This is a genomic window from Flavobacterium sp. PL02, assembly GCF_035013205.1.
GTDB lineage: Bacteria > Bacteroidota > Bacteroidia > Flavobacteriales > Flavobacteriaceae > Flavobacterium.
In genome coordinates this window covers 126,539-138,248 of record NZ_JAYGJP010000011.1, presented here as the reverse complement: position 1 = coordinate 138,248, position 11,710 = coordinate 126,539, and the positions used below count along the sequence as shown (strand labels likewise).

At 31.8% G+C, this 11,710-nt stretch carries 9 protein-coding genes; 1 reads left to right on the top strand and 8 read right to left on the bottom strand.

The window, feature by feature from the left end:
• Positions 1 to 112: 112 nt before the first annotated feature.
• Entirely contained in the window at positions 113 to 550 is a 438-nt protein-coding gene (locus SHI72_RS21860) for a glycine zipper family protein (RefSeq protein ID WP_039112921.1), read from the bottom strand.
• 169 nt (positions 551 to 719) lie between these two features.
• Positions 720 to 1,994, bottom strand: coding sequence for a kynureninase (gene kynU, locus SHI72_RS21855; protein ID WP_039112920.1), 1,275 nt, complete (start codon positions 1,992 to 1,994; stop codon positions 720 to 722).
• 125 nt (positions 1,995 to 2,119) lie between these two features.
• On the opposite strand from kynU, the gene SHI72_RS21850 reads away from it, so the two are divergent.
• Entirely contained in the window at positions 2,120 to 2,854 is a 735-nt protein-coding gene (locus SHI72_RS21850; protein ID WP_323491393.1) for an SIMPL domain-containing protein, read from the top strand.
• Between the two features lie 62 nt (positions 2,855 to 2,916).
• Here SHI72_RS21850 and queA read toward each other — a convergent pair whose 3' ends face one another.
• The 6 genes from queA to SHI72_RS21820 form a co-directional block, all read right to left on the bottom strand.
• The gene (gene queA, locus SHI72_RS21845) at positions 2,917 to 3,966 is read right to left on the bottom strand and encodes a tRNA preQ1(34) S-adenosylmethionine ribosyltransferase-isomerase QueA (protein WP_039112918.1); all 1,050 of its coding nucleotides are present in this window, start codon (positions 3,964 to 3,966) and stop codon (positions 2,917 to 2,919) included.
• Between the two features lie 129 nt (positions 3,967 to 4,095).
• Positions 4,096 to 5,325: a 3-phosphoshikimate 1-carboxyvinyltransferase gene (gene aroA / locus SHI72_RS21840; RefSeq protein ID WP_039112917.1), complete on the bottom strand. Its 1,230-nt coding sequence runs from the start codon at positions 5,323 to 5,325 to the stop codon at positions 4,096 to 4,098.
• 80 nt (positions 5,326 to 5,405) lie between these two features.
• Positions 5,406 to 5,732 carry a nucleotide pyrophosphohydrolase gene (locus SHI72_RS21835; protein WP_039112916.1) on the bottom strand — a complete coding sequence of 109 codons (327 nt, stop codon included), beginning with the start codon at positions 5,730 to 5,732 and terminating at the stop codon, positions 5,406 to 5,408.
• A gap of 1 nt (position 5,733) precedes the next feature.
• Positions 5,734 to 7,758, bottom strand: a complete 2,025-nt coding sequence (locus SHI72_RS21830; protein ID WP_039112915.1) for a DUF3857 domain-containing protein — start codon at positions 7,756 to 7,758, stop codon at positions 5,734 to 5,736.
• 1 nt (position 7,759) lies between these two features.
• Positions 7,760 to 9,775: a DUF3857 domain-containing protein gene (locus tag SHI72_RS21825; RefSeq protein ID WP_323491391.1), complete on the bottom strand. Its 2,016-nt coding sequence runs from the start codon at positions 9,773 to 9,775 to the stop codon at positions 7,760 to 7,762.
• Between the two features lie 5 nt (positions 9,776 to 9,780).
• Positions 9,781 to 11,688 carry a DUF3857 domain-containing protein gene (locus SHI72_RS21820; RefSeq protein WP_323491390.1) on the bottom strand — a complete coding sequence of 636 codons (1,908 nt, stop codon included), beginning with the start codon at positions 11,686 to 11,688 and terminating at the stop codon, positions 9,781 to 9,783.
• Positions 11,689 to 11,710 lie beyond the last annotated feature (22 nt).

Here is an 11,710-nt window from a genome sequence, read left to right as displayed (position 1 = left end):
GGCAATAATACCACATTTCTTTATTATGCAAAAAACCACCTCTAAAATTAATTTGAGGTGGTTTTTCTAATTTGAATATAACTAACATTTATTCGAAGAATAGCGGTCTACTCTATTCTTTTTTCTTTTTTCCATCTATAATTGCTCCAGTTCCTGCACCAACACCAGCACCTGCTAATCCTCCTATTATTGCTCCTTCGCCTTTTTTCTTACTGATAATTGCTCCTGTAACAGCTCCAACTCCAGCACCTATTACAGCTCCTTTTGCGGTCGAACTCCATCCTTTTTTCTTTGGTGCGGCAGCAGCTGGCGCTTGCTGATTTACAACAACCACTTTTTGAGGTGCTAATTCTGCTTGAGCTTGAACTTGCTCTTTTTCTTCTTGAACTTTTGCCATCTCTGTTTTCATTGAATCAATAACTTTTTGTTTATTAATTTCAACTTTCATAGAGTCAATACTCGCTTGCTTGGCTTTTTGAATATCTATTTTCCCTTGATTCTGACACGAGATAATCGCAAAAGAAAATAATACTAAATATAATGTTTTCATGATTGTAAATTTTAGGTATTTATAACACAACAAAGTAAAGCCTAAACTTTTGTCTGGAATTACATAATTTTAAGAGATCGTTACAAAATTAAACTACGCAAAAAAGTCAGCCAATTCATAACAATCTGAATTAGCTGACTTTAAAATTTTTTATTTATTTAGGTTTAGACTATTCTAAAATTCCTCTTTTTAAAATTTGTCCAAACTCATACATGTCTTCAAAAGAACAATACAAAGGAACTGGAGCTAAACGAATAACATTAGGTTCGCGCCAATCTGTAATAACTCCATTTTTCATTAAATAATCAAATAAGCTACGTCCTTCTCCATGCAAAAACACAGACAATTGCGACGCTCTTTCCTTAGGATCAGCTGGAGTAATAACTTCAAAATTACCTTTTACTTCTTTATCTATTTCATGTAAGATAAACTCCAGATAAGCTGTTATTTTATCTCTTTTTGCAATTAAAGCATCCATTCCTACTTCATCAAACATTTCTACCGATGCTAAGTATGGTGCTAAAGAAAGCACAGGTAAATTACTTATTTGCCAACCATCTGCACCATGAACTGGGTCAAAATTAGGTTCCATCTTAAAACGGCGTTCCTTATTATGTCCCCACCAACCTGCAAAACGAGGTAAATCGGGGTTATTATGATGCTTTTCATGTACAAAACAACCAGATGCATTTCCTGGTCCAGAGTTCATGTATTTATAACTACACCAAGCTGCAAAATCGACATTCCAATCGTGCAATTCTAGTTTTATATTTCCTGCAGCGTGTGCTAAATCCCAACCTACTTTGGCTCCTACTTTTTGTCCTGCTGCAGTAATGGTTTTCATATCAAAAACTTGCCCTGTATAGTAATTCACTCCACCAATTAAGACTAAAGCCAATTGATCTCCAACTTCTTCAATTTTGGCCAAAACATCTTCTAGTCGAATATTGTGTTCTCCTTCGCGACGCTTGATCTCTACAATAGCATCTTCTGTTTTATAACCATGAAAATGTACTTGACTCTGAAACATATACTGATCTGAAGGAAATGCTTTTTCCTCACAAATAATTTTATATCTGGTTGCAGTTGGCCTGTAAAAAGATACCATCAATAAATGAAGGTTAACCGTTAATGTATTCATCACAGTAACTTCGCTTGGCAAAGCACCTACAATTTTACTAAGTGGTTTGGCAAAACGTTCCTGATAATCCCACCAAGGTTTTTCGGCATAAAAATGCCCTTCAACAGCAAGATTTGCCCAATCTGCCATTACTTCATCAACATAGGATTTTGTACGCTTTGGCTGTAATCCCAAAGAGTTTCCTGTAAAATAAATAACCTTTTTATTATTTACTTCAGGAAAAATAAATTCGTCTTGGTATTTATGCAATATATCTTGTGAATCAAGTTTTTGTGCAAATTCACGTGTGTTTTCGAAAGTCATTGTTTGAATTTTGTTTGGTAAATGTAGAAAAAAAACAACGAAGACAAAAGGAGAAAAATATAAGCCTGTGTTAAAAATGAACACAATTAATTCGATATATTTGATTGAATTTAAAATTATATGCCATGTTCAAAAACAATTTAAATGTTATTATTATTTCTTTAGCAGTGATTATCTCTGCCTATTTGTTTTCTAATGCATTCCAAAATAGAAATAAAAGCAATGATACTATTAGTGTTACAGGTCTGGGGAAAAAAGATTTTGTTTCGGATTTAATTGTCTGGAGTGGTTCATTCTCTAAAAAGAGTCTTACGCTAAAAGAAGCTTATGCATCATTAGACAGCGATAGAGAGAAAATAAAAAACTACTTGGCTAGCAAAGGAATCAAAGCTTCAGAAATGGTTTTCTCTGCAATAAACTTCAATAAAGATTTTGACACTTCACACAATGAAAATGGAACACCAAAACAACAAGTTTTTACGGGATTTACATTAACCCAAAGTGTAACTATTCAATCTAAAGAAGTAAATAAAATTGAGGAAATTTCCAGACAATCTAGCGAATTAATAAATTCCGGAGTCGAATTCTATTCTAATCCTCCTGAGTATTATTATACCAAACTAGCTGAACTTAAAATAAAAATGATTGCTGAGGCAACTAAAGATGCTAGTTCCAGAGCCAAAAGCATTGCTGAAAATGCAGATGCTTCTTTAGGGAAATTAAAAAAATCAGACATGGGAGTTTTCCAAATTACAGGGCAAAATTCATCTGAAGACTTTTCTTATGGAGGATCATTTAATACAACCTCTAAAAACAAAACGGCTAATATTACCGTAAAACTAGTATATCAGGTTAACTAGATTTCAAAAAAAAATCTCGCTATTACTAGCGAGATTTTTGAATTAACCTTATTTTATATTTCTTAGATGATAAGCATTGCATCACCATAAGAGTAGAATTTGTATCCTTCTTTTATAGCTTCTTCATATGCTCTTTTCATTAAATCATGTCCACAGAATGCAGAAATCATCATTAACAATGTTGATTTTGGTGTATGGAAGTTTGTAATCATACAGTTTGCAATACTAAAATCATGAGGAGGGAAAATAAATTTATTAGTCCAACCTTCAAAAGGATTTAATGTATTTTGTGATGAAACTGAACTTTCAATAGCACGCATTGAAGTTGTTCCTACAGCACAGATACGTTTCTTGTTTTGTTTTGCATGATTTACAATTTCACAAGCTTCTTCAGTAATGATTAACTCTTCTGAATCCATTTTGTGTTTTGATAAATCTTCAACCTCAACTGGATTAAAAGTTCCTAAACCTACGTGAAGTGTAACTTCTGCAAAGTTTACTCCTTTAATTTCCAATTTTTTCAAAAGGTGTTTCGAGAAATGCAATCCAGCAGTTGGTGCTGCAACAGCTCCTTCTTCTTTAGCATAAATCGTTTGGTATCTTTCAGCATCTTCTGGAGTTACCTCTCTGCTGATATATTTAGGAATTGGAGTTTCTCCAAGTTCTGTTAGTTTATTTCTGAATTCTTCGTAAGAGCCATCGTAAAGAAAACGCAATGTTCTACCACGAGAAGTAGTATTGTCGATAACCTCAGCAACTAACGAATCGTCATCACCAAAATATAATTTATTTCCGATACGGATTTTACGAGCTGGATCTACCAAAACATCCCAAAGACGTTGCTCTGAATTTAGTTCTCTTAATAAGAAAACTTCGATTCTTGCTCCAGTTTTTTCTTTGTTTCCATACAAACGAGCAGGGAAAACTTTAGTGTTATTTAATATAAGAACATCACCATCATCAAAGTAATTGATTACATCTTTGAACATTTTGTGCTCTATAGTTTGTTTTTTACGATCAATTACCATCAAACGAGACTCATCTCTGTTTTCAGCAGGGAATTCAGCTAAAAGTTCTTTTGGTAAATTAAATTGAAAATGAGATAATTTCATGTAGTCTATTTATTTAGAGTGCAAATATACGATTGTGAGATAGGCGTTGTCAAGTGTTTTGGCTTTTATTTAGTTAGAAAATTGCAAACTTCAAAATTTATTCCTGATTTTAGCCGTAAACATTGATTATTATGCACCTATTTCTGTTGTCTCAAAACCTAAATTTGTTAAATCTTTCCAAAAATCTGGATAAGATTTAGAAACTACTCCTGCATCTTCGATTATTATTGGCACTTTTAATGCCAATGGAGCAAATGCCATTGCCATACGGTGGTCATTATAAGTAGCAATTTTTACATTAGAATTTATTTCATTTGTAGCAACAAGCGTTAAACTATCATTAGTAACCGAAATATTAGCTCCTAATTTAGTTAACTCAATCCTTAAAGCTTCCAATCTATCTGTTTCTTTAATTTTTAGAGTGTGCAAACCTGTTAAATGACAACCAATTCCTAAGCCAAGACAAGTCACTACAATTGTCTGTGCAATGTCTGGGGTATTGTTCAGATCAAAATTTACCGTTCCGAATTTAAAATTTGGCTGCTTAACCAAAGTCATTTTATTTCCCTGAAACGTAGTCTCAACACCCATTTTCTCATAAAGTGATATTAAAGCTGAATCTCCTTGTAGGCTATTTTCTTTGTAACTACTAAGTGTTATCGAAGCTGTATCTGCAAGTGCTGCTAAACTAAAAAAATAAGAAGCCGAACTCCAATCAGACTCTACAACCATTTCTTTTGCAACCACCTCAGCTTTTGGATATACTTTGATTACATTTCCTTCAAAGCTAGTTTGAATTTCTAAATCATTAAGCAAAGCCAAAGTCATTTTGATATATGGAATAGAAGTAATTTCTCCTTCTAATGTTAACTCTAAACCATTTTCTAATTTAGAAGCTACAAGTAATAATGCCGAAATATACTGACTACTTACATTGGCAGCCAAGGTAACTTTTGAAGCTGTGATTTTTTTTCCTTTAATGCGAATTGGCGGATATCCTTCTTCTTTTAAATATGAAATCTCTACCCCTAACTGAGCTAAAGCTTCTACCAAAATTTTAATCGGACGCTCTTGCATTCTGCTAGAACCCGTCATTACAACTTCTCTACCATCTTTAACCGCAAAATAGGCTGTTAAAAAACGCATTGCTGTTCCTGCATGATGAATATCTACTATTTCTTCATTACCAACTAATGCTTTTTGCATTACTTCGCTATCATCAGAGTTTGATGTATTTGCCAAAGTAATATTCGGAAACAATGCTTGCAATAATAATAATCGATTGGTTTCGCTTTTTGAGCCAGTTACTGCAATTTGTCCTTGTAAATTAGCTTGAGATGTTTTTAATAGTAAATTCATTATAGGGTAATTGTTTTGTGCGTTTTTGCAAATTTATTTTAAAAAAAGGATACTCCAAAGCTTTACCCTAACTTATCACATTATTTTAGTTTATCGTTGTTTTTATGACGGTCTTTATCTCGAACAGATTTCAAATCCATTTTTTTATCAAATGCAGACTGAAGATCAATTCCTGTTTGATTTGCCAAGCATAAAACCACAAAAACAACATCGGCTAATTCTTCGCCAAGGTCTTTATTCTTATCGCTTTCTTTCTCTGATTGCTCTCCATAACGACGCGCAATAATTCTGGCAACTTCCCCTACTTCCTCTGTAAGTTGTGCCATATTAGTCAATTCATTAAAATAACGAACTCCATGTTCTTTTATCCAGGTATCGACATCTAGTTGGGCATTTTTTAAATCCATTTTATATTCTTTTTAAAACTATTTTTTCATTCTCTTTAGCAATCATTCCTTTGTAATAACCTTTTAACATAGGATAATATTCAGCTAGTATTATTGCTTCATTTATCTGGTGTGTCATTACTATCTGTAATACGTTTTGATTTACAGTACTCATAAACTTAAATAAACCTAAATCATTTTCCATAGCAAATCCTCCTGATACTGGCATCGATTCAACTGCAAATCCTTCTGGAATAGTGATATTAATACTATACTTATCTGAAGATGGAAAACCATAATCTACAGGATATTCACGATTCTCTTGTGTAAAAGGATTTTGCTTATTTGTAAAGAATAACATTGGATCTATATAAATTTTACCTCCAATAACTTCACAAAGATTATTACCTGAAAACGAAAAAGTCTCTATCACAGGCAGTAACAATTCCTTTTCATTTGTTCTTGAATACTCGCTTACCTCAATTTTATTATTATCATTTTCTAATTTTTCAAGATATACATCTTCTTTCACATTACCAATATTATTCCTAAACATCATGGCATTGTAATTTGTATACTGCCTTCTTGTTTTTCCGCTCACATTCCCGCTAGCATCTACATTATAACTCATAGATACATTATTTGCAGATACTATTTTAGGCATTAAATTAATTTCTTCTGAGGTTCCGTCTTTACGTATTAATCTCCCCATCCAATTTAAAGCTCTAAAAGGTAATATATTTGGATTTGAATATTTATCTGAAGCATCTAGTAAAATAATTCCATTGGCCGTTTCAACAGCCGCAATTACATAGTTAAAAGCCGTTCTATTAGGAGAAATTGCAATTCCATTAGAACGTGTACTTACTAAAACTGGATTTGCAGTTAATCCTGAATACCTCAACATAGCCGTTAACATAAGATTTATATCAGCCACATTTCCTGTTTTTTCCTTATAGGCTTTTTTTACCCCATTATCACATCCATAATCAGTATAACCATTCCATTTAACTCTGTTTTTTACGAAATTTAATATTCGATAAATTCTTTCATCTTGAGTATCTACGCCTGCAAGCAATGTTTTTAAATCATCTTCAAAATATCCTGTTTTATTTAATTCTGGGCCAAAACTCTCATAATTATATATTGTTTTCACAACTGAATTCCAATCGGTTGAAAATGATTTAACTGGTTGATTAGGAAATTTCTTCGCAGACAATTCATGCTCAATACACGAAGTATAATTACGTATATTATTAACATACCTCTCTTCTTTCATAGCAGGTAAATTCTTTGCTGTATAGGTAGTTTTGTTTTCCAAATAATCAACTTTCTCATTGGAATAACTAGTTTGAGCCACGTTAAACCCACCACCTCGTGATTGCTCTTTACTCACAAACATGATAGACCTAGTATTTTTCTCGACATTTACCTCTGGAAAAATATATCCTTTTTGCTTTGCATTAAAAACATAAAATTCTGGAATTTTAGTTACAAATTCAGAATAGTTTACTGGTATAGAGGCTTGGAAATACCAATCTCTCATTGAGCTTATACTTGGTGATTTTATGGTGTACTTATATTCAATAACAGAACCTTCTTTTACATTAGGCATTGTTATCTTCTTTCTATTAAAATATTTATTAAAGTTCTCATCAAATACCCCATCGCTTTTAAGTTTAGTTTTCTCGATTTTTCCATCTACAAGGTTATAAGTAACCGCATCTGAAAAAGTAACATTCTCTTTTAAACCAGAAGCCCCTATATAATATGATATGTTTTGATTTGCCCAATCATAACCTTCTTTTTTATAAATCTTAATTCGGCTTTCGACCTCTGTCATAATTATAAATCCGTCTGTCATATCATATTCAAGACGAGAAACACCTTTTTTATATAAAATTGCTGCTGCTGCCGAAGTGTCTTTGGCATATATTTTTTCCTGTAATTCAGAAATAGATACTTTTCCTAATTTAAATTCTTGTGCTTCAATTTTTGAAAAATAAAAAAACAGAAAAACAACCATTACTAAACTCCAAAACCTCATATTATATTCTTTTTAAAACTATTTTTTCATTCTCTTTAGCAATCATCCCTTTATAATACTCTTTTAAAACTGAGTAATCATCTGGTAGTATTACTGGCTCATTTATCTGGTGTGTTATTACAACTTGTAAAATGTTTCCATTTACAGAACTAATAAACTTAAATAAACCTAAATCATTTTCCATAGCAAATCCTCCCGAAGCTGGCAAAGTTTCAACAGCAAACCCATCTGGAATAGTGATATTAATACTATACTTATCTGAAGATGGAAAACCATAATCTACAGGATATTCACGATTCTCTTGTGTAAAAGGATTCTTCTTATCGGTAAGAAACAACATTGGATCTATATAAATTTTATCACCAATTATTTCGCAAAGGTTATTACCCGAAAACGAAAAGGTCTCGATTACAGGCAATAATAAATCTTTTTCATTTGTTCTGGAATACTCGCTTATCTCAATTTTATTATTATCATTTTCTAATTTTTCAAGATATACATCTTCTTTCACATCACCAATATTATCCCTAAACATCATGGCATTGTAATTTGTATACTGCTTTCTAGTTTTTCCACTCACATTCCCACTAGCATCTACATTATAAATCATAGACACATTGTTGGCAGATACTATTTTAGGCATTAAATCAATCTCCTCAGAAGTCCCATCTTTACGTATTAATCTACCCATCCAGTTTAAAGCTCTAAATGGTAAAATATTTGGGGTTGAATACTTATCTGAAGCATCTAGTAAAATAATTCCATTAGGAGTTTCAACAGCCGCAATTACATAATTAAAAGCAGTTCTATTAGGAAATATTGAGATTCCGTTAGAACGTGTACTTACTAAAACAGGATTTGCAGTTAATCCTGAATGTCTCAACATAGCTGTTAACATAAGATTTATATCAGCCACATTCCCTGTTTTTTCTTTATAAGCTTTTTTTACCCCGTTATCACATCCATAATCAGTATAACCATTCCATTTAACTCTTGCTTTTACGAAATTTAATATTAGATTAATTCTATCATCTTGCACATCTACACCTGCAAGTAATGTTTTTAAATCATCTTCAAAATATCCTGTTTTATTTAATTCTGGGCCAAAACTTTCATAGTTATATATTGTTTTTACAACTGAATTCCAATCAGTTGAAAACAACTTCATTGGCTGATTAGGGTATTTTGTCATAGACAATTCAAGCTCCAGACATGAGGTATAATTATTAATATTATTAACATACGCCTCTTCTTTCATCGCAGGCAAATTCTCTGCTGTATAAGTAGTTTTCTCTTCCTGATATTCTAGTTTATCCTGAGAAAAAGTAGTTCCTAAATTTCTTCCTCCTGATCTTTCTTTATTGTTAAATACAATATACTTAGTACTTGTTTCTTTATTAACTTTAGGGAAGATATACCCTTTTTGCTTATTATTGTAAACAAAATATTCTGGAATTCGGGTTATAAATTCAGAATAGTTAACCGGAATAGAAGTTTGAAAATACCAATCCCTCATGGAACCAATTGTCAAAGCTTTTATTCTATATTTAAATTCAATAACAGAACCTTCTTTTACATTAGGCATTGTTATCTTTTTCTTATTATAATATTTATTAAAATTCTCATCAAAAGTTCCATCACTTTTAAGTTTAGTTTTCTCTATTTTTCCATCAACAAGATTATAAGTAACCGCATCAGAAAACGAAACACTTTCCTTTGTATTAGAATCACCTATGTAATACCTTACCCCTTGATTAGCCCATTCGTAACCTTCTTTTTTATAGATTTTAATTCGGCTTTCAACCTCAGTTATAATTACAAAACCATCAACCGGATCATATTCAAAATAAGAGGTCCCTTTTCTGAATAAAATTGCAGCTGAAGCTGAAGTATCTTTGGCATGTACTTTTTCCTGTAATTCTGGAATGGATACTTTCCCTAATTTAAATTCTTGTGCTGTAATTTTTGAAAAGGAAAGCACAACAAATAAAACGATTGTTAGTTGGTTAAATTTCATTGGTTTTAGTTCTTGGTTAGTATAATTTTGGCATTATCATTTCTATTAATTTGCTCCATAAAAAGGCGATATTCATCGTATTCTTTAGCCGAATATTTTCCTTTATTTAGAAGCATGGAACGCTTATAGAGCAACTTATTATTCTCCTTTTTAATTATCTCAGTTTTATATTCTCCAAATTTACCTTTCAGTTCAAAACTTGCTGGTAAAAATTCGATTGTAAAACTTGCTGGTAAATTAATTTCTATTTCATCAGTATCAAAATAACCTCTTTGTATTTCTAATGGACTTTTTCGATTTCTAATTCTCTTTATACTTCCTGTGTATTGATTAAAAGCATCTACCACAAACATCATTTTACTTCCTGAAATAACACCATAATTAGAAGCGTTTATTTGGACATCCTCGGTAAATTTGACATTCTCTTTGTCGTTAGAAAAAACCGTCTTATTTATTTTCAGATTATTAATATTATCCCAGTAATCTTTATAATGTGCATCTTTATCAGTAGGTGGCATCTTCTCAACTCCCATTTTTTTACTGTACTGAGAACCTCCTGAAACTATTGCGATTGCTCCAAATAAATTACCTTCATCGGATAAAGCGTAATTCCCTTTACTTATCTGCGTATTATTTTTATCATCATAAATAGTTGTTCTAACAATTACTCCTCCTTCTGGTTTAATTATTAATACATCTCTATCATCTGTAAAAGTACCTTGATACCCAAAAGGGTCGTCTTGACTTGTGCATTCAAGCCAAATATATTTATCTCCGTTCGGAATAGATAATATCATGTGATTTCCCTGCATAGAAACAAAGTCTGAGTCTATATTCATTTTATACGGATTCCCATATAAAATTGTATTATAAGAAGGAACGCCAACAGCTTCCAGAAGTGCTTTTGTATAATTAGTTAATGCTTTACAATCTCCATATCCTAATCTATCTACATCATTTGCAAACATCGGTTTCCATCCACCAATACCAATCGCAATATTTACATATCTTGATTTTTTCTGTACATAGTCATATACTATTTTAGCTTTTTTAACAGGATCTTTTTCCGTTCCAACAAGAGCTTTAATTTTTGCTTTTGTTTCATCAGACAAATCTATTGTACCTAATAAAATTTTATCGGCATACCATTTCCCAAAAGCTTCCCATGTTGTTGCACTTCCATCTACACCTTCGAGATGAAAATTCTCTAATCCCATCATAACACAAGGAAAAATATCGCTAAATGCAGGACTATAATCTTCTCTTTTTTGAGCCAGAATATTAGTTGCCACATAAGAAAGTTGCGTATCGGTATCTTTTGTCTTTTTTACATCAAATCCAGAGAAATGGAGTTCTTTTTTCTTAAATCCTAAATTGTTTGGATACGTTACATTTAAGATGCTTTTTTCTACACTCATGTAATAATTATCAAGAGGTAACCATTTAGGAATAAAAGCAGTTGTAGAAGTTTCAACTTCACTTTCGTATACTAAAGTAAACGGATATTGAACAGGAGTATAATCTAAATAAATATAGCGACTTTCAGAAAACAATGTCCCGCCACTTATAACACTTTGATCTCGAAAATCTTTACGTTTTATTTTCTTTATTTCTTTGCCTAAGGCATCAAAAACTGTAGCTTCAATATTTTTAACCGTTACCGATTTATCGTAATATTCAGTAGCATCAATTGCACTTAACCCTTTTTCATTAAATACTGTTATAACTCTTTTATGCTTCGTTTTCATACTTCTTTGAGAAGCAATTACAACATCTATTTGATTTAAACGAATAACAGCTTCTGCATTTTCTTTAAGACTATCAGAAATACTTGCAGCAATATATTCTCCTTTTTGAGCAGTTGAAGAAAAAGTAAACAAAATAAAAAATAGAGAACAGAAAATCGATTTCATTTTATAAGTAATTTCGCCAAAT

Bases quoted from the DNA above. Each gene is read 5' to 3' on its own strand.
- SHI72_RS21860 (WP_039112921.1), bottom strand. From the start codon at position 550: ATGAAAACATTATATTTAGTATTATTTTCTTTTGCGATTATCTCGTGT.
- kynU (WP_039112920.1), bottom strand. From the start codon at position 1,994: ATGACTTTCGAAAACACACGTGAATTTGCACAAAAACTTGATTCACAA.
- SHI72_RS21850 (WP_323491393.1), top strand. From the start codon at position 2,120: ATGTTCAAAAACAATTTAAATGTTATTATTATTTCTTTAGCAGTGATT.
- queA (WP_039112918.1), bottom strand. From the start codon at position 3,966: ATGAAATTATCTCATTTTCAATTTAATTTACCAAAAGAACTTTTAGCT.
- aroA (WP_039112917.1), bottom strand. From the start codon at position 5,325: ATGAATTTACTATTAAAAACATCTCAAGCTAATTTACAAGGACAAATT.
- SHI72_RS21835 (WP_039112916.1), bottom strand. From the start codon at position 5,732: ATGGATTTAAAAAATGCCCAACTAGATGTCGATACCTGGATAAAAGAA.
- SHI72_RS21830 (WP_039112915.1), bottom strand. From the start codon at position 7,758: ATGAGGTTTTGGAGTTTAGTAATGGTTGTTTTTCTGTTTTTTTATTTT.
- SHI72_RS21825 (WP_323491391.1), bottom strand. From the start codon at position 9,775: ATGAAATTTAACCAACTAACAATCGTTTTATTTGTTGTGCTTTCCTTT.
- SHI72_RS21820 (WP_323491390.1), bottom strand. From the start codon at position 11,688: ATGAAATCGATTTTCTGTTCTCTATTTTTTATTTTGTTTACTTTTTCT.